Origin of the sequence: Arthrobacter sp. ATA002, from assembly GCF_026898095.1 — a bacterium.
Taxonomy (GTDB): domain Bacteria; phylum Actinomycetota; class Actinomycetes; order Actinomycetales; family Micrococcaceae; genus Arthrobacter_B.
Window position 1 is genome coordinate 3,348,074 of the sequence record NZ_CP114015.1, and the last position, 19,764, is coordinate 3,367,837.

Below are 19,764 nucleotides of genomic sequence, written 5' to 3' on the forward strand. Positions count from 1 at the left end.
AATGTGGAAAGGCAGGCAACGGCTCTATTAAGCCCCTGCCTGCTTTTCGACTCCCTATTATTCCAGCTAGCCAATCTGAATCATGTTAAGGGCAATTTACCCGGCCTTCTTTGGGGTCAATTCCGTTTTGCAGCCACACGGCATAGGTACCGTGTTCCGCCGCCAGGGAGCAGATCGCGGCGGTGTCGCTGCCGGCCGGCAGATAGGCGGCGTAAATCGGCTCCCGTCCGCCGCGGTCATCGGAGGTCCGGTTGAACCCGTCGCAGGACAGGTCGGTGCGCAGGTAGCGGGCTCCCGGGTGCTGTTCGAGCTGCGCTTTTACCTCGTTCGCGGCGTTCGCTGCACCGAAGCTGCTCACCAGCAGGACAACCGCTGACCCGTCGCACTGCGGATAATCGATCGGCGTCGACAGCCCCAGATCCCCGGGACGGAACGGATCCTGGTCCGGGGTGACATAGGTGGTGACCTTGTCACTGGCAATCGCGTCGCCGTTCAGGGTAATCGTGAACACTGCCGGGCTGATCTCATAACGGGTGTTTCCCAGCACCCCGGCATAACCGCTGGAAGTCTTTTCGGCCCCGGTGCTCATTGTCAGCCCGTTGCTCTTGTCCAGGCCGCGGTAGACCATACCGCCGTTGCGCATGCAGATGACGCCCTGGAACTTCGGGGAGTCCGCCACCGTAACGAATTCGCCGTCGTGCTGGCAGTACGCGGCATTCAGTGCTGCGGTATCCCAGCCGGCAGCGCCGTAGTTTCCGGTGCTGCCGGCGGGGCGCCCGCTGTCGCCGTCGGACGCGGGGTGGCCCCGGGGGATGAGGACGGGGACGGCGGCAACGCCGACGCCGTGGCTTTCGCCGGGCCGCTTGGTGTGGACGCGGGAGCCGATGACGACGGGGCAGCCGCGGACTGCGCCGGCGACGACGGGGCAGCCACTTGGTCTGACCCGGTCTCATCGACGAGGTACCCGTAGCCAAAGTAAGCACCGGCACCCAACACGAGGACGACTGCCGCAATCATCGCAGTAATCAGCCACGGGGACCGGCGCTGCCGCTCGTCGGCGGCATCGGCAGTGGTGCCGCTCTCGGTCCAGGCCGATTCCGGCTCCTCCGGAACGGCGGCCCACGCGGTGACGGCCTCCGCCGCACCTGGCGCCGGGTTTGCCGCAGCCTGTACCGGGGCGCCGCAGGACCGGCAGAACCGTGCTGCGGCGGGCAGCTGCTGGCCGCACCGGGCGCAGAACTGCCCCCGTGCGTTAGTTGTTTGAGGATTCACCGGTTACCACCACGGTCCCGGGTAAACACCGTTGTCGTTGACTTCGAGCGAATAGCTTCCGTCGCTCTCGTCGGTGACGAGTGTCCAGTCCGCGCTGACGGCCTGCGCGGGGCGGACCTGCCAGTCGGCGGCCAGTTTTTCTCCCGTCAGGGCGTCAAGAACCGGCTGTTCATCGGTGTTCTCGATGTACAGCTTGGAGCCGAAGAGATGCAGCGTCTGCAGGTTCAGCGCCTCGCCCTGCTCGCTGGTCACCTCCAGAGTGGAAGCCCAGGTTGTGGTGTCGTATACGCGCAGTGCCGGGAGGGTGGCGTCTGAGGAACCGTACTCGACAACCGCCAGCGGACCGGCCGAGTCGAATTTCACGCTCTGGGCCCCGGTGAGCTGGGTGCGCAGTGTTCCGGTGGCCGGGTCGACCACGGCGACGAAGTCCTCGTTGCCGTTTACCGCCACGGCGAGGCCGCCGGCGTCCAGCGTTGCCGTGCAGCTCGGGTACGTCACGGTGCCGTAGTTGTTTTCCCAGAGCTTGGCGCCGGTGGTGGTGCTCCACGCCGAGATCAGGCAGTCGTCGTTCCGGTCGGACAGGATGGCGGTGGTGCCGTGGTGTGCGGTGAATACCCCGCTGCCCTCGCCGACCTGTTCGAGTGCGGCATTGAAGAACCGGACCGAAGGCTCGCTGTAATCCTCGTTCTCCAGCGCGATCGAACCGTCGCCGCTGCCGTGCAGGGTCAGTTCATAAAAGTCGTCGTGTTCGATTCCGGACACCGGCGCTTCCGCCAGCGGCGCCGTCTTCTTCTCGTCATACGTGCGCAGCACCGTTGCATACTGCTCCGGATCCAGGCCGGAAGCCGGGGTGCGGATTTCCACCAGGGCCGCGAGCTTCGGGGCTGTGCCGGTACCGACGATGTCCAGGGTACTGCCGGACACTTCCTGGCCCGATGGCGCTGCGGGCAGCGGGTACGTGCGCGCAATGGGCTCCCCGGGACGTGAGCCGAGACGCCGTTGGACGTGCGGTACACCACCATGCCGTCGCGGACTTCCGAGGTCGACGGCTCGAAGCCGGAGAGCAAAATACTGTCCGCCGCCTGCGCCGCGCTGGCCGACGGCGAAGCGCCGGCGGACCGGTTGGCAGAAGCGCTGGACGTGGACGTCGAGCTGGGGCTGGGGCTGGCCGCGGCAGATGCCGACGCGGTGGAAGACGACGACGGCGACGCCGCCGCGGTTGCCTCAGTCTCGTCATTCCAGGGTTGCCAAACGTAGGCCCCGGCGCCCAGTGCCGCCACCAGGATCGTCGCCGCGGCGATGGTCAGCGGTGTCCGGCGGCTTTTCTGCGGTTGGACGTCCGGCTGGCCGTCCTCCTGCCCGGGATGCCGCTGGGACTGGGTCACCGGCTGAGGTACGTCTCCTGCGTCGGACCCGCCGTCGACCCCTGCATTGGACCCGGACTGGAGCTCGGGCTGAGGCTGCAGCCGCTCGGTGCGGGGTTGTGGGGACGCAGCCGGAACGGCGGCGGACGGTGCCGGGGGCGCGGGAGGCGAGGGGCCTCGGCTCTCCCACCCGGTTCCGGGGGCGGCGGCGGAGCAGCCGCTGATGCCGGCGTCCCGCAGTTAGTGCAGAAGCTGACTCCTGCTTCCTGCGGTTCCCCGCATGCTGAACACTTCATGTTTTCCTTCCAAAGGGATCAAAGCGCTGTCTAAGCTGCGGTACGCCGCGTCGCCGGCACTAGGCCGGATGTTCTTCCAGCCACTGCAGGAGGTCCGCCGTTAAAATCCGGTAGCCCTCCGCGGTGGGATGCAAAATTTCCTGGGATGCTGCAACCGAAGTGGCTGCCCCCAGAAGCGGTCCGATGCGGGCGGTGTTCACCAGGGGATCGTCGCTGCAGGCGCCCCGGCCGGCAAAGGACCCCTCCAGCGCGTCCACGTACCGGACGTTCGGCAGGCCGGCTGCCAGCACGGCCTGTTCAATCGTCTCGTTCAAGGCGTCGGTGATCTTAAGTCCGAACTCCTGTTCCCCGGCAGTCAGCCGTCCGCAGTCCCCGACGCCGGTTTCAAACATTCGCGGGTACGGCAGGACGAGCACCGGAGAGCGGGCCGCGGCCCCGAGACCGCGGTATGCATTCTCGAGTTCGCTACGCAGCTGAACCAGCCGCTGCCCGGTTTTCTCCTGAAGCCCAGGGTCCTGGCCGCACGGATCTGTTTCCGCCACACATGCCTGCAGCAGGTCCGCGAAGCCCAGATCATTGCCCCCGAGATACAGCAGGACAAGATCCGGACGAACCCTGGCCATCTGCTCGAGCTGCGCCGAAACTCCTCCGGAGCCGTGGCCCTCCACCGGCTGCGCTTTTTTCAACGCGGCGATGCGGGCCCGCGAGCATGCGAAGTTATGGACAACGACGCCGGGGGAACCGATCGCGTGTTCCGTAACCGCACCCGCCACCAATGCCTCGGAGCTGTGGTGGCAGAGGCTTTCCGCAACACCGTTGACCGGCTCATAGGAACCGGCACCCTCGCCCGCAGCAAATGAGTCACCGAGCAGGACCACGCGCGCCGGGCGCCCTCGGAACCGATCAGCGGTGGCAGCCGTTCGGCGATATCGGCAGCCGGTTCGCCGGGCACCGGTCCCGGGCCGGGAGCCGCCCCGGGACCGGACGATGCCGGGCCGGACGGCGCGGACCCGGACGGTGTCCGCGTTTCCGCCGGGGTGCTGCCGGCGGACGGCGCGCTGTCTTCAGCGGCAGGAACAGGCGAGCAGCCCGCCACGAAAATTCCTGCCAGCAGCACGCCGGCCGCCAGCTTTTTCATTGGCTGCGCTGGCGGAGCGCCTGGTCCACTGCCGGGTCGTCCAGCTGTCCGAGCCACGTCAACAGGCCCGGGTAGGTGGACGGGTTGGCCGCCACGGCCGGGCGGGTGTGCGGATGGTTGGCCGCCAGTTCCTGCAGCCGTGCCAGTGGAGTCTGCGGATCCGCTGCTTCCGTCAGCAGATCCGCGCTGGCGGCATCGGAATCCGGTACCGCAGACGGGTTTCCGCTGGCACCCGCATTCAGGGGCTGCTCCGCTGCGGCCGGGATTGCCGCTCCGGTTTCCGTCGCGGCCTTGGTGTCCGTTGCGGATGCCGTTGCGGTCGTGGTTTCGGGCTGGGCCTTCGTTTCGCCCGTCCCTGAACGCCGGCCGTTTCGGCCGGGCGGGCCTGAGGCGTCGCCTGCTGAACCTGCTGAGCGTGCGCGGCCGGAGCCTGCGCGGCGGGTGCACCGGTAAACGTAAAGCCGGACGTTCCGGAACCGTTGCCGCCGGGAAGCGACGCGAAATGCTCCCGGGACGCGCGCGGCAGCCACAGGACCGCCAGGATGCCAGCGGGAACCACGAAGGTCAGCAGCATGATGACCGCGCCCAGGGAGCCCTCATTCTGGACGGCCCAGACGATCATGAGCACCAGGCCAAGAACGAACAAAAGTCCGGCGTATCCGCTGGGAATGATGTAGGCGGACCGGGGGTCCTTGCTCATGAGGCGCAGGGTCAGCACGGCTCCGGCCGTGAGCAGCAGTCCGAAGAACAGGGCGAGGACCTGCGGAACAATGCCCTCGGAGTAGTCGCTCGTGGTCTTCGTGATCAGCCCGACGGCGGCGGCCACCGTAAGGACGGCGCTCAGCCCTGCGGCCAGGAGCAGCCAGGGCTGGAGCCGGCTGTGGGGATCGGTCGGCGCTGCGGCCGTGCCCTCGGTGAGGCGGGCAATCGAGGGCGCGGAGATGGACGCGCCGAACGCGAGCCAGAACATCAGGGAGAAGCCGGGAGAGATGGAGTTCAGGTTGAGGTTCAGCAGCGTCTGGTCCTCGAACAGCGCGATCAGGGCCAGGAAGGCAGTGCCGTAGGCCAGGCCGACGCCGGTTGAACGCCAGCTGTCCGAACGCTTGTTGATCTGCAGGGCCAGGAAGACCAGGACGGCGGCGCTGGCCAGGGCCGTGAAGGTGGCAAGGATGCCCCAGCCGGTGGTGTCGGGAATACCGGCGTCGCCAATGGCAACCCAGTAGCGGATAATCTGGACCAGGGCCACCACGGTTGCCAGCGCGGCGATGCCCAGGCTGACGAAGATCCAGCGCCGGTTGCGGGACTCGTCGCCGGTTCCGGGAGCGATTTCTCCGCGCCGCGGCTGGGCCGCCAGAACGGCTCCGGCCAGGCCAAAGGCCAGGGCCGGGCCGAGGGTTCCGAAGGTGCTCGGCTCAAAGGTTCTGGATGTGATCAGGTGCAGGGCGATGTACACGAGGACCAGGAGAAAGTACGGAATGTTGGCCAGAAGTTTCAGGTCCTGGATTTTGCGGTAGCCGACGCTGGGGCCGAAGACGCCGGCACGCCAGATGTAGCTGATGCTCAGCGAGAGCAGGCTGACCAGGGTGATCAGGATGACGTCCACCCTGGTGCCGGCCCGCGACTCGTCGTAGGAGCCGTAGCTGAACGCGCCGGCGTCATCGACGATCCACACCATGAACAGGGAGGCGATCAGTGCGAGGGCGGCAATGCCGTCACGGACGTAGTCGCTGACCGGGATGCCGGCAAAGGCACCGGTGGACTTTTCGCTGCTGCTGCCGGAGCGGCCTGTGCCTGGGAGCTGCCGGCCGGGCCGGGCCCGCCGTGATGTCCGGCGCCGGCAACAGCATATTCAGGCTGCCTGGCTCCGGCCTGTACCGGCGTTTCGGTGTCGCTGGCTGCGGAAACCGCCGGCGCCGTCGTTTCCCCGGATGGGGCCGGCGTACCGCAGCTGACGCAAAAGCGCGCTTCCGGTGCCAGTTCTTGTCCGCATTGAACGCAGAATCTCATAACACTTCCCTTTTGTGATGGTTGCCGGCTGCAGGCCGAAGCCTATTTACGGACGAATTCGAGTGAATAGCTGACGGACCCGTATTTTCCGCCCATGTCCAATTCCAGGCCCAGTGTCTCGGCTTCGGAATCGGCGGGGTAGGGAATGACCTGCTCCGCGTCGCCGCCGTTGACCGGCACCTGGTACCGGTTGCCGTCGAGCGTGAGGATGAGGGATCCCGAAGTACTTGAGCTGCTGGTGTACAGGTCCGTGATGGTGACGACGAGTTCAACGTCGTTGCCCTCGGGCACCTCCAGCTGAACTTCGTTCGTGGAGTAGCGGTTGGATTCCGTGTAGATGCTGTCGCTGTAGGCGTAGTCCGAGCCGTCGATCCGGGGCGGGCTGATGTACTTCCGGGCTGTGACCGGCTCCGAGTACTGCACTCCGCTGCCGTCGCCGGCGAACTTGTCGCTCCAGTCGTTGCCGGCAAAGATAACCAGTTTGTAGTCGCCCGGTTCCAGCTCCTTGGGATCCGCGTTGCCGCCGAGCGTGGCCAGCCGCGCCCCGCTGCCGGCCGGGTACACATGCACCTTGCCGTAATTTCCCTGGAACTCGACCCGCTGCTTTTCCTCCACCGTCAGGGTTTTCACCGCGTACCCGGCGGAGTTAAACGCGACGTCGCTTTCCTCACCGACGGCCATGTCACCGGAGGGGTCCTCGCTGCGGGCCAGGTCCATCAGTGCCAGCGCCTGTTCCCGGGTCAGCGACCGGACCCAGCCCGCGGCCCAGTCGGCGGCGGAATCCAGGATGCTGACCTTGTGCTTGCCGTCTTCCTTGACCGTGGTGAGGCTCCACTCAGTCGAGGAGTTGAGCAGGCTGAGCCCGTCCGGTTCCGGCGAGCCGCCGTAGCGCAGTCCGTAACCGGAACCGTTGGCGCACATCTGCTCGTCGCCGTCCTCCATGATGCAGTTGGAAGTCAGGTTGAACCGGTCACCGTATTCGGTTTCCACCGTGATGTTCTCCACCACGGCTTTGGTCCGGTTCCCGTCTTTTCCGCCGTCGCGGAAGGCGACCTCGCCCAGGTAAAATTCGTCGCTGCCCGAGCCGCCGAGCACGCTGTCGATCAGTCCGCCGTAGTAATACAGCGCGTTGCCCTCGTAGCCGGACAGGTACGGGGCCAGCGGCATGACGCTGCCGTTGGAGACCATCTGCGGGAGCACCGCCACCGCGTTGCGGGCAGCATCGGCGGCGCTGTCGCTGCCGGGCGCCGGTTGCCCCGGGACGTTACCCCGGGAGCTGCCCGTGAACTGCTGGGCGAATTCCAGGCCGGAGTACAGGGGGCTGATATACCAGCGGCCCTGCGTTTCCGTCGCCATCAGAGTCAGGCCCGAGTTGTTGATGCCCAGGGAGGCGAAGGGGGTGGATTCATCGATGGGGTCCATGTCTCCGCCGGCTTCGAAGGCACTCCGGATGGCGCCCGTGGTCTGGGCGGGGTCAATCTGCACCCGCAGTTCCCCGCTGCTGAATTTGATCATCGCAAGGTGCTCATCGATTTCAGTGACCACGGGCTCGGCTCCGCCGAGGCTAATGTCGATGCCGTCGAGGGAGAGGTCCATGCCGTCCTCGTCCCCGGAACCGGCATCCCCGTCGGAAACCTTCGCAGCGGCGTCCAGGATGCCGTGTTCTTCAGCCTGCTCTTCGGCAGCCTCCTGGACGCGCTGCAAAGCGTCGCGCTCCTGCGGAGGCAGCATGGTGAAAAAGCCGGTCAGGTCCTTATCCTCCACGGCCTCAATCAGTTTATCGGCCGCAGACTCCGCGGAACCGGCGCCGCCGCGGATCATGTTCTGGATGTAGAAGTACGCGCCGATGCCCGCCACGGCCAGCGCAAGCAGCACGCTGACGCTGATTATCACCTTGCGGCTGGGTTTCTTGAATCCTTCGGCGGTGTCGGAGGCACCGGGGCCACCGGGGCCGCCGGGGCCTGAGAATTCCGCTACCGCTGCGGTTCCGGAAGCGGGCGCGGCCGCTGTGCCGGAAGCGGGAGCTGCCCCGGTGTCGGAAGCTGATGCCGCGTCCGCGGCCGGTGCGGTCCCGGTCTCGCGAATGGCGGGCCGGCCCGGCGCGGCGTCGCGGGGAACAGGTTCCCGGCATGTGCCGCAGAACTTCCATTCCGGCTGGAGCTTGGCGCCGCAGGACATGCAAAAATTCAACAAAACTTTTCCCCGAAAAGCGGGGGACTGCGAGTGTAGCTATCCCCCGATAAAACAACACTCTTACAGCGAGGAGCTTAGCATGCAGCCCCAGGAATATAGTGCTGAATTTTATTTACGGATTTTGCGGTCCTTTCCGTTAGTCAAAGGCTTCGGCGACCCCCGGAATTGTCTGCCGGTAAACGTCCAGGAGTTTACGGGCAACCGAGACGGAATCCACCAAGGGGTGGGCGGCGAAAGCCCGCCAGGCCAGCACCGGATCGCGGTGCACCGAGGCGGCGATGGTCAGCTGCTCCGCTGCCTTGACCTGCTGCAGCAGCCCCAGCATGTCTCCCCGGACCGGCGCCACCTTCCGGGCGGCGGGGCCCTCGGCGTTGATGTCGCAGGCCACCTCGATCACGGCGTCGTTCGGCAGTTCCGGCACCGTGCCCCGGTTCGCGACATTGAGGATCATCGTGCCGGCGGTGCCCTGGGTCAGTCCGCCCATCAGTTCCAGGGCCACGCCCTGGTATCCCCCGCCGTCGACGTCGCTTTCCTGCCGGTTGTTGCGTTCGTTCTCGGGACGGCTTTCGGCCATGTAACTGGCCTCGCGCTCGTGCCGGGTCCGGTTCCACAGGTCCAGCGCGCTGTCCGGATGCCGGTGCGCCTGGTCGTAAAAGCCGGCCTGCTGGCGGTGGAGGAACTCGCCGCGGGTCTCGGCGGCGGTGCGGATGCGGTCGGTCGCCTCGCGCTGGAAATAGTAGTAATAGAGGTATTCGTTGGGCACAGCGCCCAGTGCGCGCACCCAGTCGAACCCCATGAGCCGCGCTTCCTCCATCTGCACCAGGGCCGCGTCGTTGGCGAGGAGCCCCGGCAGCCGGTCCTCGCCGGCCACGGAGATCCGCCGCAGCCAGCCCAGGTGGTTCAGGCCGACGTAGTCGAAGTCGACGGTCCCGGGGGTGGCGCCGACGGCGTGCACGGCGCGGCGCAGCAGGCCGATCGGGGTGTCGCAGATGCCGATGACCCGGTCGCCCAGGACTGCGCGCATCGCTTCGGTCACCATGCCGGCGGGATTGGTGAAGTTTATGACCCAGGCCCGGGCGCCACCGCCGCCATCCGTTCGGCCAGCCGCCGCGCGGCCGGCAGCGTCCGCAGCGCATAGGCCAGGCCTCCGGGCCCCACGGTTTCCTGGCCGAGTACGCCCAGCTCCAGTGCCACCCGTTCGTCGGCGATCCGGCCCTCCGCCCCGCCCACGCGCATGGCGGAGAAGACAAAGGCCGCTCCGCGCAGTGCGGCGTCGAGGTCGGTGGAGACGGTGACGCGCGGCGGGCGGGCGGTGGCGGCCGCCAGCTGGGCCAGCACCGACTGCATCACGGCCAGCCGCTGCGGTGAGCTGTCGTACAGGCACAATTCCGTGACGCGGGCAGCGGCGTGCCCGGCGGCGAGGGCTTCGAAGATTTGCGGTACGCGAAAGCCTCCGCCGCCAATCAGTGTGAGTTTCATACGGTAATGACGTCGCTTCCTGCGTGCCGGAACCGGCCCAGCGTTTGCGGGTCGGAGGAGGTTGAGGTGACCAGGGTGGTGAAGGCTGCCGCGGTGGCTACGGGCACCAGCCCCGTGCCGGGGAACTTGGTTTCATCGGCGGCGAGGACAACGTGCGGGGCGGCCCGCAGGATGGCGCGTTTGGCCGGAACTTCGGTTCCGGTGGCATCCATGACGCTCCCGTCCGGCTGCACGCCGCTGGCGCCCAGGAAACAGACGGTCGCCCGCAGCCGGCGCAGGGCGTCTTCGGCCAGGCTCCCTGCCAGCAAGTGACAGGAGCGCCGAAGCACTCCCCCCAGCAGAACCAGTTCAGTCGCGGGGTCATCGCGCAGCTCGTCCAGCACGGCAACGCTGGCGGTAATCACCGTGACGGCGCGGCCCCGCAGTTCCCGGGCGATCAGGGCGGTGGTGGTGCCGCTGTCCAGGACGACGACGTCGCCGTCCCGCACCAGCGCGGCCGCCCGGACCGCAATCCGCTGCTTTGAGGCGGGCCGGCGGACCGGCGTCACCGCAGCCGGGTCCGCACCGGCAGAGCCGGTTCCGGCACCCCCGCCCCGGACCCGGCGCAGCAGGCCCCGCCCGTTGAGCGTTTTGAGGTCCCGGCGGATGGTGGACTCGCTGACCGCCACCAGCCGGGCCAGGTCCGCGACGGAGGCACCGCCGGTTTCCTGCACCCTGCGCACAATTGCGGCATGCCTGCTGTCGGTGAGCATGGGCCGACCCTAGCAGTCAAAATCAGCCAGCTTCAAGCATTTCATTCCTTGTTCCGCTCACTGCTGCGTGCTAGCGTCCAAGGGCAAGCGGCAGAACCACACCCTGCCCGCCTGCCCCACCGATCACGAAACCCGTGCAGTGACGCGCGACAGGGGAAGAGGACCCAGGTGACCACCACGCAGACCTCCGACGCCCGGCTGGACCTGTTCCTCACCGGCCCGCTGTTCTTCGACATCGTGTTCACCGGCCTGCCCGCCGCCCCCCAGCCGGGCACCGAGGTCTGGGCCGAGGGCATGGGGTCCCTGCCCGGGGGCATCGCCAACCTCGCCGTCGCCGCATCCCGGCTCGGACTGCGGACCGGCTTAGCGGCAGGCTTCGGCGATGACGCGTACGGCGCCTGGGCGTGGTCGTTGCTGGAACAGCAGGAGAAGATCGACCTGACCCGCTCGCGCACCTTCCGCGGCTGGCACTCCGCGGTGACGGTGTCCCTGGCCCGGCAGGGCGACCGCAGCATGATCACCCACGGACACCCTATTCCGGTTCCCCAGCGCGAGCTGATCGGCGCTCCACCCCGGCCCGGGCCGCACTGGCCGAACTGGTCCGCCCGGACGGCGAAGAACCCTGGTGGAAGGACTACGGCGCCGGGGAAACCCTCGTGTTCGCCGGCGTGGGCTGGGACCCCAGTGAACTGTGGGATCCCGCGGTGCTCGCGGACCTGCCGCTGTGCCATGCCTTTCTGCCGAACCACGTCGAGGCCATGGCCTACACCCGCACCGACAGCCCCGAAGCGGCACTGCGCCGGCTCTCCGGGCAGGTGCCCCTCGCCGTCGTCACCAACGGCGCCGACGGCGCGATGGCCAGCGATGCCTCCACCGGTGAGACCGCCGCCGTTCCCGGCCTGCGCGTCAATGCCCTGGATCCCACCGGTGCCGGCGACGTCTTCGCGGCGGGCATGGTGACGGGAACCCTGGAGGGCTGGCCGCTGGAGCAGCGGCTGCTCTTCGCCTGCCTGTGCTCGGCCCTGTCCGTGCAGCACTTCGGCGGGTCGCTCGCCGCGCCGGGCTGGGGCGACATTGCCGACTGGTGGGAAGCTGCCAAGGCACAGTCCGCCCGCGGAGGCGATGCCGCCGACATCGCCCGGCGGTACGGGTTCCTCGAGGAGCTCGTGACCGACAAGGCACACAATGCCGTCCGGCGGGCCGAAGCCACCTTCGGCCTGCTCACCGAAGTGGAGGCCTTCTCGTGAGAGTTCACCGCCGCCACTATCCGCAGCACAGATATCCGCAGCACAGTTAAAGGACAATCCCATGCCCGCTTCCCGCCGTCGCCGCCGTTCCCGCGCCGCGCTGACCGCCGCCCTCTCCGCCCTGGCCCTGTCCCTGGCCGCGTGCACGCCCGGCTCCGGCTCCAGTACCGAAAGCCCTGCCGCCGCCGATCCGGACCGCGCGGTGGAAACCGACGTTGCCGGCATGGGCGAGCAGACCCTGACCGTGTGGGACCAGGAGGTGCGCGGCGGCCAGAACGAACAGATGACCCAGCTGAACGACGCGTTCATGGCCAAGTACCCCAACATCACGATCGAGCGGAATTCACAGTCCTTTGATGATTTAGCCACCACCCTGCGCCTTGCCCTGAGCGGCGATGACGCTCCGGATGTGGTGGAAGCGAACAACGGGCGCAATGCGATGGGCGACTTCGTCGCCGCCGGCCAGCTGCTGCCGCTGGATCCCTGGTCCGAGGAATACGGCTGGGCCGACCGCTATCCGGAGAGCGTGCTGCAGTACTCGCAGTACAGCGGGGACGGCAAGACCTTCGGCAGCGGCAACCTGTACGGGCTGCCGCAGGTCGGCGAGGTGGTGGGCGTCTTTTACAGCAAGCCCAAGCTGGCTGAGCTGGGGCTCGAGGTTCCTGCGGACTGGTCCGGATTCGAAGCGGCCCTGGACACCGCCAGGGACGCCGGCGAAACGCCGATGCTGCTGGGCAACATCGAAAAGTGGCCGGCCCTGCACCTCTTCGGCCCGGTCCAGGGGTCCCTGGTTCCCACCGAGGACGTGGAAAAGCTGGGCTTCGGCAACGCCGGCGCGTCCTGGACCACGCCGGAAAACGAGGCCGCGGCCCAGAAACTTGCCGACTGGCAGGCCCAGGGGTACTTCAACGACGGCGTGAACGGCACCGATTACGACGCCGCGTGGCAGTCACTCGCGGCCGGTGACGGGGTGTTCCTGATGGGCGGGTCCTGGCTCGCCGCGGATCTGCAGGACGCCATGGGCGACGACGTCGGGTTCTTCGTGCCCGCCGCAGCCGCCGGCGAAGCGGCCAAAACCACCGGCGGCACCGGCCTGCCGTTCACCCTCACCAGGGAATCCGAGAACCCTGACCTCGCCGCGGCGTACATCAACTTCATCACCAGCGACGAGGCCATGGCGGTCCTGGCCGAAACCGGCAACCTCCCCGTCGTCGATACCCAAACGTACGCGCCGGAATCGGGTGTGCTGCAGGACGTGTACTCCGAATTTGGAAAAGTCAGCGCCGAGGGCGCGCTGCTCCCCTACCTGGACTACGCCACGCCCACCATGGCCGACACCATGGGCGAGGCACTGCAGGGAGTCCTCGACGGCCGGATGTCGCCGCAGCAGTTCACCGAAGCGCTGGAAGCGGACTATGCCGAATTCACTGGCGCAGGCTAAACCGGCGGCGCTCGCCGCCGCACGAGCGGCGGGGACGGGCGGTCCGGGCGCGCCGGGCACTGGTGGGTGCCCTATCTGTATATCCTTCCGGCGTTTGGTGTCTACGCCGCGTTCATGCTGTATCCGCTGGGCCGGGCCGTGCACCTGTCCCTGTTCGACTGGGACGGACTCACGCTGGCCACCTTCGTGGGGCTGGACAATTACACGGACATCCTGTCCGATGACCGGCTCCGGGCCGCCTTCGGGCATGCCCTGGTGTTCGTGTTCTTTTACGCCGTGCTGCCCGTCGGCCTGGGACTGGTTCTTGCCGCGGTGCTGACCCGGGCCAAGGTCCGCGGCCTTTCAGCGTTCCGGACCATTGTGTTCCTGCCGCAGGTGATTGCCATGGTGGTGGTGGCCGTGGCGTGGCGGCAGATTTACGCCCCCGACGGCGCACTCAACACCCTGCTGCGGGCCGTCGGCCTGGATGCCCTGACCCGCCCCTGGCTGGGCGACTACACTTTCTCGCTTCCCGCCGTCGGGCTCATCGGCACCTGGGTTTCCACCGGGCTGGTGACCGTCCTGCTGCTGGCGGGCATGGCCCGGATCCCGCAGGAGCAGTTCGAAGCCGCACGGCTGGACGGCGCCGGCGGGGTGCGCGAGTTCTTTTCCATCATTGTGCCGTCGGTGCGCGCGGAGATCACCGTGGCCCTGACGCTGACCATCGTGGCCTCGCTGAAGACCTTCGACCTGATCTATGTGACCACCAGCGGCGGACCGGGCAGTTCCACCACGGTGCCCAGCTACGAGGTCTACCGGCGGGCCTTTGAACTGGGCCAGGTCGGCTCCGCGGCCGCAGTGGGCGTGACGCTGACCGTGCTGATTTTCGCGATCACCGCCGTGGTGAACCGGATCGGAGAACGAAATTCATGAAGGTCAGCAGCACCGAACGGTTCCTGAACTACGCCGTCCTGATTGTTTTTTCCCTGCTGGTGCTGGCGCCGATGCTGACCATCCTCACCCAGGCCTTCGGGCCGCACGACGCCGCCGCCGGCCGGGAGGGCGCCTTCCATCCGGGCAACTTCCTGGCGGCCTGGCAGGAAGGAAGGTTCGGGCAGTACATGGGCACGTCGGTGCTGGTGGCCGCCATCGTGGTGTCCCTGACGGTGATCCTCTCCGTGCTGGCCGGCTATGCCTTCGGCACCATGACCTTCCGCGGCAGCACCGTCCTGTTCTACCTGTTCCTGCTCGGGATCATGGTTCCCGGCGAAACCATTGTGGTGCCGCTGTTCTTTGACCTGCGCGCCCTTGGCCTCACGGACACGGTCTGGGCCGTGGCCATGCCCCAGGTGGCGCAGTCCCTGGCCTTTGGCACCTACTGGATGCGCACATATTTCCGCGGCGTGAGCCCGGCGATCGTCGACGCCGCCCGGATGGACGGCGCGAGTCCCCGGCGGATCCTGTGGTCCATCCTGGTGCCGATGGGCCGTCCGGCGATCACCACCATGGTGGTGCTGGTGTTCATGTGGACGTGGAACGAATTCCTGATTCCGCTGGTCATGTCCCCCACCGGCGCATTCCGCACCGCACCGCTGGGCCTGGCATTTTTCCAGGGCCAATACACCCAGGGCACCGCCCTGCTGGCGGCCGGCGCGGTGCTGGTCGCGCTGCCGGTGGTGGTGCTGTACTTCATCCTGCAGCGGCACTTCATCAAGGGAATGCTCGAGGGTGCGGTGAAGGAGTAGGGAGCGCTCCTGCGCATATCCGCTGTCGCCGTTCCTAAAGCCGCACGGTGCGGAAACCCACCAGCTGAAAACGGCCAATCCGCAGCGTAAAAACCGGCCATTCCACCGCGGGCGTCCTGGTCCGTTCCTCTTTGCCGCTGCGCTCTCTGGCCTGGTCCCGTGCCGCCCTCCGCCTTCGCCGCGATTCGACTTCCGCCATGCGTTCGCGGTGCGCCACGCGGGCCAGTTCTATTGTCATAGCCATCGTGTTTCTCCTTCGCGGCTTCGGAAGCTCCAGTGGTGGGACCACGCCATGAACTTTCACGCTAGGTGCGCGAAATCGGCGGACGCTGTAGCGATGCGGACAGCCAGGGTCCTGAAGAAGCAGGCCGCCGGTTTTCCGCCCGCCCGGGAGCCGGGAACGGGCAGCGTCCCTGTCCCGTGATCCGGCCATGCCGGTACCGTCGGAGAACGCGTCTTCCGGAGGTTCCCGATGGACTGGTTGGCAGTATCCCTTCTGGCCCTGGCCTCCCTGTTCGTGGGGGCCGGAGCCGGCTGGGGCGTCCGCGCCGGCATCGACCGGCGGGATGAAAACGCGGCCCTGAACGCGCTCATAACCGACCTGCATCTGAAACGTCCGCTGGCACCGATCGAACCGCGGGTCATCGCCGGCGCCGGCGATGCGGAGCGCTGCCGCGCCACCGTGCTCGATGCCCGGGACAGGATCATCGAAACCCTGGCCCACCTGCGCAGCGGCTCCGCCAACACCGACGTGCTGATGCGGATGTCCACTGCCTGCACCCGTTACCTCCGCGAATCCTCCCGGGTACCGGACCGCTACCAGTTCGCCCTCATGGAGCTGCGCGAAACCATGGTCGACGGCGTGCGGCTGCTTAGTGATGCCCGCTGGCGGGTGCGCTACCGTTCACCGGGCGAGCGGCCGGCCGCTAAGCCGGGCGGAGCAGCGGCGCGCCGGCCCGGCCGTCTCCGCCGCTAACCCGGCTGTCCCAGCCGTCCCCAGGAAAGACATGGTGCGGGAATGGGCGTACCACTATCCCATGTGGGAACTAGCCACACCTTGCCTGCGACATTTACGCCATCTGCGTCTAGCAACCAAACCCGGACGGATTCAGGAGACAGTTCTCGGCTACGGAACGTGATTCAGATTTCCATACGCTAAGAGTCTGCGCCGGGGGAAGGCCAGCGCTCGGCCGTCAATTGGTATCATTGGGCCGCCGTTAATCGAATATTTACCAGAATAGTAAACTGCAACGGATACGAAATAGTCACCAGGGTCCTCGTAAATGTGGCTCGTTTCGGTTGCGTCTCCCATACGCTCTTCCGGAAGTGGACCGCCTGGCCGGGACGAGGGCCCGTATATTGTTCCATCCCCGTAATTCCATTCATACTCAGTGGGCCGAACCTCAATCCGGACATTCTGGCCCAACAGTGTCATGTCGAATGCTTGCTCCTGCGCCTCTACATAGAGGTTGGTGGGCATGTTAACCAAAGAGAAAGGGCTCGGCTGAAGAGCGAACCGGCCGGGTTCAATCGGAGCAGTTTGGAATTCGGTCAGAACGAGTCCGACCAGCTCTGCGGCTACTTCATCGGGATCCGCAGTGTAGATGCAGGTGGGAGTTTCTCCGTATCTGGGCCAGGTCTCACGAGGAGTCGTCTTCAAGCCGCTATGCCACCACACGTACCGCCCGTCAGGTGCAGCGTCACATTCCACGGGTTGGCCGGCCAAGCAATCAATGTCACCGTTGTTCTCATCGAAACAGACCGGCCGATAGTAAAAGCCATACAAGCTGTCGGGCGTGCCCACATCCACAGGCACGACATTTCCTGTCACTGGGTCCTTCTCGCGCACGACTCCTTTGACCCCACCTGGCACATAGCTGCCTTCTCCGTCTTTTTTGGCGTAAACAGGCTGACTTACAGTTCCTGTGATTACAAGCACAAGAACCACTACAGCCAGGAATCCATGTTTAGGCCTAAGCACTTGCCGTCTCACATTTCTATTGTCTCAAGCGTTACGACGTACCATCCGGTTGGCGTGAACACAGCCTCCATCAGTTGAACACCCGGAATAGTATTCCCAGGGTCACTTCCTAAATAACCGGAAGGGCTATAATATTGCAATTCATCTTGTAGGATAAGCGTTGTCGCCTGATAAGCCCCTTCAGCAGTCTTAACAAAGTTGGAACTGACATCCTGAACATGTAATCGAGCTCCTAGCATCCAATCATTATCTGCGTATCCGTTACCAAGAACACGGTAGTAACTAATGCAGCTGAAACATGTTTCAGCGCTTACGGCACGGACAGGCGCTGGGTCCCCAGTTTCGTATCCGTAGTTGGCCAGCGCGTACCAGTATTCGGCGAAAGCCTCGAGGCCTTCCTTGGACTCCTGCTTCGCGAGTTCCGGCATGACGGGCAGCGGCACATTCTCCGCAGGACCCTGGGCAGTCGCCGGCTTATAGGCAGCAGAAGGCGTCGGTGCCGCAGTAGGAGACACGGACTCGGTGGGCGCAGCACTTGCGCTTCTGCTGGGACCAACACTGCTGGAGCTGCTGGAGCTGCCTTCGGCAGCCTCGGCATCAGGCTCATTGCCGGAACCGGAACACCCACCCAAAACCAGAACAGCAGCCAACCCGGCAGCACACAGTCGGCCAGAAACAGACGCGGCAGGTAAATCACGGGTGCGGAACATGCGAAGAACCCCCAGGGCAAATGGTGCGGGACTGGACGTGACGCCAATACTACGAGGCTGCGCCACAGCATACGCAGTTATCCACAGCACGCCAGAGAAAACCGACAGCCGCCGCTCCCGCCGCTAGCCAGGCCTTCCCGGCGGCCCGGCGACTTATATGACGGTCCGTGTGACACGCAAGGGACGTATTTCGTCACGCCCCGGCGTATGCGGCAACGGTTCGTCATTGTCTTGCCCGGCCGGCCCGCCCCGGGATTTTATGGTGTTGTCCGCTTCGAGAAGCCGGACATCACCCATCCAGAGCGGCTGAGAGACCTGGCTCGTTGACGCCGCAGCAACCACCCTTTGAGGGCCGGTGCTCATGCCAGGACCGATGGACTCACTTCCCCGTTGGACCCCGGCCGCAGTTCCGTGCGCGGCGGCGGCTCCGGCGTGCTCGAATGCCGTGTTCCTCGGTGCGAACTGAGAGGACCCCATGGTCAACCCCGCTTCGAACCGTCCCGCCCGCCCCGCCGGAACGCAGCCGCCCCGCGTCCGCCTGCGAACCGCAGCCCTCCTGGCTGCGGCGGCCCTGGCGCTTGCCGGCTGTGGGTCCGGCTCGCCGGCCGGCGGAACAAACGCCGCCGCCGCTTCCGCCGCCCAGTCCGGAGCGCCGGTGGACGGCGGCACCCTCGTGTATGCCGAAGTCACCCCGATCAACAACTGGCAGACCCAGGCCGCCCGGTTCTACGAAAAGTCCAATGTGCTTCATTCCGTGCTGGACCGCCTGACCTACTTCGACCCGGAGAAAGGCGAACTGGTCCCGTGGATCGCATCGGCCTTCTCCGCGAACGCCGACAGCACCGAGTTCACGTTCACCATCCGACCCGGCGTCACGTTCAGCGACGGCTCTGCGCTCGACGCCGCGGCGGTCAAGGCCAACCTGGACAGCTTCGGCCTGGGAATTCCCGCAGCGCAGATCCAGCCGAACGTGGACTTCGCCGGCTACCAGGGCAGCGAAGTGATCGGCACCGACCAGGTCAAGGTCACGCTGGACGCTCCGAACTCCAACTTCCTGCGCGCCACCTCCTCGGTGACCGCCGGACTGGTCTCCCCCGCCACCCTGGCCCTGGACACGGCCGGCCAGTCCGCCATCGCGAGCATCTCCGGCTCCGGACCGTTCGTCTACGAGTCCGAGAAACCGGACGAGGAAGTCGTGCTGGCCAGGCGCGACGGGTACGCCTGGGCTCCCGAGGACGCGGAAAACCCGGGCGAGGCCCACCTGGACAAAGTGGTGATCAAGTACCTGCCCGAGGTCGCGCACCGTGCCGGTGCCGTCCAGTCCGGTCAGGTGGACCTGGTCCGCGGCCTGCAGCCCGTCGACGAGGCAGCGCTGGCAACCGCCGGCCACCAGGTACTGGCGGCCGACGGCGTGGACCTCACCGTGAACATGGCCGCCGTGCGGACCGGCAGCGGAAAGCTGGCCGACCCCGCCGTCCGGCAGGCCCTGCAGGCCGGCATCGACCGGCAAAGCATCAAGGACACGGTGCTCTCCGAGAGCTACACCCTGGCCGCCTCGGTCCTGAACCACCGGGCCCCGGGGTTCGTGGACTTGAGCGCGGACCTCGCCTACGACCCGGAGAAAGCAAAGCAACTGCTGGACGACGCCGGCTGGAAAGCCGGCGCCGACGGCATCCGCGAGAAGGACGGGGAACGGCTCGAGGTGACGGTCACCAGTTCCAACAACTCGGTGGTGATCAAACCGGCCTTCGAACTGATTGAGCAGCAGTGGCGGCAGATCGGCGTGCAGCTGAACAACCGCGCCGGCGACAACACCTTCCTCGCCACCGCCATGCCCGATCCGAAGGTGGAGTTCTTCGGCACCCGCCAGTTCATCTACGGCGGGCTGGGTCCCATTTTCGAACCGGCCAACAACACCATGACCCATACGTCGGATCCGGAGCTCAACGCCCTGTTCGCAGCCGAGCGTGCCGCGGCTCCCGGCCTGGAACGGGACCGGATCCTGGCGGCGGAACAGCAGGCGCTCGTGGTGGACAAGGCCTTTTCCCTGGTCCTCTGGGACGAGGTGCAGGTTTACGGCGCGCACCGCAGCACGCACATCGAGTTCACCTCCGGCACGGCGCCCATCTTCCAGAGCGCGTGGAAAGTGGACGGCTAACC

General features: G+C 66.5%; 18 protein-coding genes, 1 pseudogene and 1 riboswitch. Of the genes and pseudogenes, 7 read left to right on the top strand and 12 right to left on the bottom strand.

Annotation, left to right across the window (positions count from 1 at the left end):
• Nucleotides 1-85: 85 nt before the first annotated feature.
• Genes OL239_RS16520 through OL239_RS16530 form a run of 3 tightly spaced genes read right to left on the bottom strand, consistent with a single transcriptional unit; the run spans nucleotide 86 to nucleotide 2,196 of the window.
• Nucleotides 86-679 (bottom strand): hypothetical protein, encoded by a 594-nt coding sequence (locus tag OL239_RS16520; protein ID WP_268909815.1) that lies wholly within the window; start codon nucleotides 677-679, stop codon nucleotides 86-88.
• A 38-nt stretch (nucleotides 680-717) separates the two neighbouring features.
• Nucleotides 718-1,272 carry a zinc ribbon domain-containing protein gene (locus OL239_RS16525; protein ID WP_268909816.1) on the bottom strand — a complete coding sequence of 185 codons (555 nt, stop codon included), beginning with the start codon at nucleotides 1,270-1,272 and terminating at the stop codon, nucleotides 718-720.
• Nucleotides 1,273-1,275: 3 nt separating this feature from the next.
• Complete coding sequence (locus OL239_RS16530) at nucleotides 1,276-2,196, bottom strand: hypothetical protein (RefSeq protein WP_268909817.1); 921 nt, start codon at nucleotides 2,194-2,196, stop codon at nucleotides 1,276-1,278.
• An 81-nt stretch (nucleotides 2,197-2,277) separates the two neighbouring features.
• Here OL239_RS16530 and OL239_RS16535 point away from each other — a divergent pair, with 81 nt between their 5' ends.
• Nucleotides 2,278-2,529: a hypothetical protein gene (locus tag OL239_RS16535; protein ID WP_268909818.1), complete on the top strand. Its 252-nt coding sequence runs from the start codon at nucleotides 2,278-2,280 to the stop codon at nucleotides 2,527-2,529.
• A gap of 462 nt (nucleotides 2,530-2,991) precedes the next feature.
• On the opposite strand, the gene OL239_RS16540 is transcribed toward OL239_RS16535, so the two are convergent.
• The 7 genes and pseudogenes from OL239_RS16540 to OL239_RS16560 all read right to left on the bottom strand — a co-directional run bounded on the left by OL239_RS16540 (nucleotide 2,992) and on the right by OL239_RS16560 (nucleotide 10,501).
• Nucleotides 2,992-3,810, bottom strand: coding sequence for an SGNH/GDSL hydrolase family protein (locus OL239_RS16540; protein ID WP_268909819.1), 819 nt, complete (start codon nucleotides 3,808-3,810; stop codon nucleotides 2,992-2,994).
• A gap of 256 nt (nucleotides 3,811-4,066) precedes the next feature.
• Complete coding sequence (locus OL239_RS20305; RefSeq protein ID WP_442864314.1) at nucleotides 4,067-4,336, bottom strand: variant leucine-rich repeat-containing protein; 270 nt, start codon at nucleotides 4,334-4,336, stop codon at nucleotides 4,067-4,069.
• Nucleotides 4,309-5,808: a DUF7937 domain-containing protein gene (locus OL239_RS16545; RefSeq protein WP_442864315.1), complete on the bottom strand. Its 1,500-nt coding sequence runs from the start codon at nucleotides 5,806-5,808 to the stop codon at nucleotides 4,309-4,311. The genes OL239_RS20305 and OL239_RS16545 overlap by 28 nt, the downstream gene beginning before the upstream one ends.
• Nucleotides 5,760-6,077 carry a zinc-ribbon domain-containing protein gene (locus OL239_RS20310; protein WP_442864166.1) on the bottom strand — a complete coding sequence of 106 codons (318 nt, stop codon included), beginning with the start codon at nucleotides 6,075-6,077 and terminating at the stop codon, nucleotides 5,760-5,762. Before OL239_RS20310 ends, OL239_RS16545 begins: the two co-directional genes overlap by 49 nt.
• A gap of 42 nt (nucleotides 6,078-6,119) precedes the next feature.
• Nucleotides 6,120-8,255 (bottom strand): hypothetical protein, encoded by a 2,136-nt coding sequence (locus OL239_RS16550; RefSeq protein WP_268909821.1) that lies wholly within the window; start codon nucleotides 8,253-8,255, stop codon nucleotides 6,120-6,122.
• Between the two features lie 151 nt (nucleotides 8,256-8,406).
• Nucleotides 8,407-9,749, bottom strand: a pseudogene (locus tag OL239_RS16555) (6-phospho-beta-glucosidase).
• The gene (locus OL239_RS16560) at nucleotides 9,746-10,501 is read right to left on the bottom strand and encodes a DeoR/GlpR family DNA-binding transcription regulator (RefSeq protein WP_268909822.1); all 756 of its coding nucleotides are present in this window, start codon (nucleotides 10,499-10,501) and stop codon (nucleotides 9,746-9,748) included. The pseudogene OL239_RS16555 and the gene OL239_RS16560 overlap by 4 nt, the downstream one beginning before the upstream one ends.
• 404 nt (nucleotides 10,502-10,905) lie before the next feature.
• On the opposite strand from OL239_RS16560, the gene OL239_RS16565 reads away from it, so the two are divergent.
• The 4 genes from OL239_RS16565 to OL239_RS16580 all read left to right on the top strand — a co-directional run bounded on the left by OL239_RS16565 (nucleotide 10,906) and on the right by OL239_RS16580 (nucleotide 14,913).
• On the top strand, nucleotides 10,906-11,748 hold the full coding sequence (locus tag OL239_RS16565) for a carbohydrate kinase family protein (protein ID WP_268909823.1): 843 nt from the start codon (nucleotides 10,906-10,908) through the stop codon (nucleotides 11,746-11,748).
• Between the two features lie 61 nt (nucleotides 11,749-11,809).
• A complete protein-coding gene (locus tag OL239_RS16570; RefSeq protein ID WP_268909824.1) occupies nucleotides 11,810-13,189 on the top strand; it encodes an ABC transporter substrate-binding protein in 1,380 nt (459 codons plus the stop codon).
• A gap of 66 nt (nucleotides 13,190-13,255) precedes the next feature.
• Complete coding sequence (locus tag OL239_RS16575) at nucleotides 13,256-14,101, top strand: carbohydrate ABC transporter permease (RefSeq protein WP_442864167.1); 846 nt, start codon at nucleotides 13,256-13,258, stop codon at nucleotides 14,099-14,101.
• Nucleotides 14,098-14,913: a carbohydrate ABC transporter permease gene (locus OL239_RS16580; RefSeq protein ID WP_268909825.1), complete on the top strand. Its 816-nt coding sequence runs from the start codon at nucleotides 14,098-14,100 to the stop codon at nucleotides 14,911-14,913. The genes OL239_RS16575 and OL239_RS16580 overlap by 4 nt, the downstream gene beginning before the upstream one ends.
• A gap of 34 nt (nucleotides 14,914-14,947) precedes the next feature.
• Here the strand turns inward: OL239_RS16580 and OL239_RS16585 are convergent, their stop codons facing one another.
• Nucleotides 14,948-15,157 carry a hypothetical protein gene (locus OL239_RS16585; RefSeq protein WP_268909826.1) on the bottom strand — a complete coding sequence of 70 codons (210 nt, stop codon included), beginning with the start codon at nucleotides 15,155-15,157 and terminating at the stop codon, nucleotides 14,948-14,950.
• 237 nt (nucleotides 15,158-15,394) lie between these two features.
• Here OL239_RS16585 and OL239_RS16590 point away from each other — a divergent pair, with 237 nt between their 5' ends.
• The gene (locus OL239_RS16590; RefSeq protein ID WP_268909827.1) at nucleotides 15,395-15,889 is read left to right on the top strand and encodes a hypothetical protein; all 495 of its coding nucleotides are present in this window, start codon (nucleotides 15,395-15,397) and stop codon (nucleotides 15,887-15,889) included.
• 1,013 nt (nucleotides 15,890-16,902) lie between these two features.
• On the opposite strand, the gene OL239_RS16595 is transcribed toward OL239_RS16590, so the two are convergent.
• A complete protein-coding gene (locus tag OL239_RS16595; RefSeq protein WP_268909828.1) occupies nucleotides 16,903-17,604 on the bottom strand; it encodes a DUF6318 family protein in 702 nt (233 codons plus the stop codon).
• Nucleotides 17,605-17,894: 290 nt separating this feature from the next.
• Nucleotides 17,895-17,984, top strand: a riboswitch (SAM riboswitch).
• A 95-nt stretch (nucleotides 17,985-18,079) separates the two neighbouring features.
• Between OL239_RS16595 and OL239_RS16600 the strand changes: the two genes are divergently transcribed.
• Nucleotides 18,080-19,762 (top strand): ABC transporter substrate-binding protein, encoded by a 1,683-nt coding sequence (locus OL239_RS16600; protein WP_268909829.1) that lies wholly within the window; start codon nucleotides 18,080-18,082, stop codon nucleotides 19,760-19,762.
• Nucleotides 19,763-19,764 lie beyond the last annotated feature (2 nt).

Coding starts and splice junctions, on each gene's coding strand:
- OL239_RS20310 (WP_442864166.1), bottom strand. CDS start 6,077: ATGAGATTCTGCGTTCAATGCGGACAAGAACTGGCACCGGAAGCGCGC.
- OL239_RS16550 (WP_268909821.1), bottom strand. CDS start 8,255: ATGTCCTGCGGCGCCAAGCTCCAGCCGGAATGGAAGTTCTGCGGCACA.
- OL239_RS16560 (WP_268909822.1), bottom strand. CDS start 10,501: ATGCTCACCGACAGCAGGCATGCCGCAATTGTGCGCAGGGTGCAGGAA.
- OL239_RS16570 (WP_268909824.1), top strand. CDS start 11,810: ATGCCCGCTTCCCGCCGTCGCCGCCGTTCCCGCGCCGCGCTGACCGCC.
- OL239_RS16580 (WP_268909825.1), top strand. CDS start 14,098: ATGAAGGTCAGCAGCACCGAACGGTTCCTGAACTACGCCGTCCTGATT.
- OL239_RS16585 (WP_268909826.1), bottom strand. CDS start 15,157: ATGGCTATGACAATAGAACTGGCCCGCGTGGCGCACCGCGAACGCATG.
- OL239_RS16595 (WP_268909828.1), bottom strand. CDS start 17,604: ATGTTCCGCACCCGTGATTTACCTGCCGCGTCTGTTTCTGGCCGACTG.
- OL239_RS16600 (WP_268909829.1), top strand. CDS start 18,080: ATGGTCAACCCCGCTTCGAACCGTCCCGCCCGCCCCGCCGGAACGCAG.